The organism is Planomonospora corallina, from assembly GCF_042650625.1.
Classification (GTDB): domain Bacteria; phylum Actinomycetota; class Actinomycetes; order Streptosporangiales; family Streptosporangiaceae; genus Planomonospora_B; species Planomonospora_B corallina.
In genome coordinates, this window is record NZ_JBHSBM010000015.1 from 1 (window position 1) to 1,300 (window position 1,300).

Sequence of the window (1,300 nt, forward strand, 5' to 3'; positions counted from 1 at the left end):
GGTGCGGGAGGACCGGCCGGGGGACCGGCGGCTGGTCGCCTACGTCGTCCCGGAGGCCTCTGAGAAGGAGCTGGATACGGCGGGGGTGCGGGGGTTCGCGGGGGAGGTGTTGCCGGAGTTCATGGTGCCGTCGGCGGTGGTGGTTCTGGGGGCGCTGCCGGTGACGCGGAACGGGAAGCTGGATCGGGCGGCGTTGCCGGCGCCGCAGGTGGTCTCCGCTGGTGGGGGGCGGGGTGCGCGGTCGGTGGTGGAGGAGGTCCTGTGCGGGGTGGTGGCGCAGGTCCTCGATGTGGAGTCGGTCGGGGTGGAGGAGTCGTTCTTCGATCTGGGTGGGGATTCGCTGCTGGCGACGCGGTTGGTGAGCCGGGTGCGGTCGGTGCTGGGGGTGGAGGTTCCGGTGCGGGCGGTGTTCGAGGCGCCGTCGGTGGCGGGTTTGGCGTCGGTGGTGGAGCGGGCGTCGGGGGTGGTGCGTCCGCGGGTGCGGGTGGTGGAGCGTTCTGCGGGCGGGTCGGGGGTGCCGTTGTCGTTCGCGCAGCGGCGGTTGTGGTTGTTGAACCGGTTGGATCCGGGGTCGGGGGTGTACAACCTGCCGGTGGCGTTGCGGCTGTCGGGCCGGGTGGATGTGGGGGCGCTGGCGGGGGCGTTGGGGGATGTGGCGGGGCGGCATGAGAGTTTGCGGACGGTGTTCCCTGAGGTGGGTGGGGTGCCGTTCCAGCGGATCCTCGACACCGCCGAACTCTGCGACGACTCCGGGACGGGCGCGTTCCGCCTGGACGTCGAGCGGATCGGGGAGGCCGGGCTCGCCGAGGCGCTGAGCGCCTTCGCCGGGCAGGGGTTCGACCTGACGGCCGAGGCTCCGCTGCGGGCGCGGCTGTTCGTCCTCGGTCCCGAGGAGCGGGTGTTGCTGCTGGTGGTGCATCACATCGCGGCGGACGGGTGGTCGATGGCGCCGCTGGCGCGGGATGTGATCGCGGCGTACGCGGCACGGGTGGAGGGGCGGGAGCCGGGGTGGGTGCCGTTGCCGGTGCAGTACGCCGATTACGCGGCCTGGCAGCGGGAGTTGCTGGGTGAGGAGGCGGATGAGGGGAGTGTGGCGGCGCGGCAGGCGGGGTTCTGGCGGGGGGCGCTGGAGGGGCTGCCGCAGGAGCTGGAGTTGCCGGTGGATCGTGCGCGGCCGGCGGTGGCGTCGTATCGGGGCGGGACGGTGCCGGTGGTGGTCGACGCGGAGCTGCACCGGGGGCTGGTGGGGCTGGCGCGGGGGTCGGGGGCGTCGGTGTTCATGGTGGTGCAGGCGGGGTTG

Annotated in this window: 1 protein-coding gene; it reads left to right on the top strand. The window is 73.7% G+C overall.

All coding sequences use genetic code 11. The features are described 5' to 3' along the window. Positions 1-1,300: condensation domain-containing protein (locus ACFOWE_RS11040; RefSeq protein WP_377287156.1), on the top strand; the 1,300-nt coding region annotated here is incomplete at both ends.